We start from the raw sequence: 262 nt of genomic DNA, 5'->3' as shown, positions 1-262 counted from the left end.
AAAATTGATTCACTGATGATGCGCCTGCTGGAAATTCTTAACTCATTCCCCTTTATGTTCTTCGTTATTCTGCTGGTGACCTTCTTTGGCCAGAATATTCTATTGATATTTGTGGCAATCGGCATGGTGTCCTGGCTGGATATGGCGCGTATTGTGCGCGGGCAAACATTAAGTCTAAAACGGAAAGAATTCATTGAAGCAGCAGTAGTTGGTGGTGTTTCCACTCGCAACATCGTATTACGTCATATTGTTCCGAACGTTC

The 262-nt window shown here is 43.1% G+C and carries 1 protein-coding gene; it reads left to right on the top strand.

Features of this window, described 5'->3' with window-relative positions; all coding sequences use genetic code 11:
- Positions 1-15: 15 nt before the first annotated feature.
- Positions 16-262, top strand: a 247-nt coding sequence (locus KB213_RS12095; RefSeq protein WP_249110576.1) for an ABC transporter permease subunit, incomplete at its 3' end; no start/stop codon positions are given.

The organism is Neokomagataea anthophila (genome assembly GCF_018122595.1).
Classification (GTDB): domain Bacteria; phylum Pseudomonadota; class Alphaproteobacteria; order Acetobacterales; family Acetobacteraceae; genus Gluconobacter; species Gluconobacter anthophilus.
The sequence above is the reverse complement of the archived record's forward strand: the minus strand, read 5'-3'. Positions and strand labels throughout refer to the sequence as shown.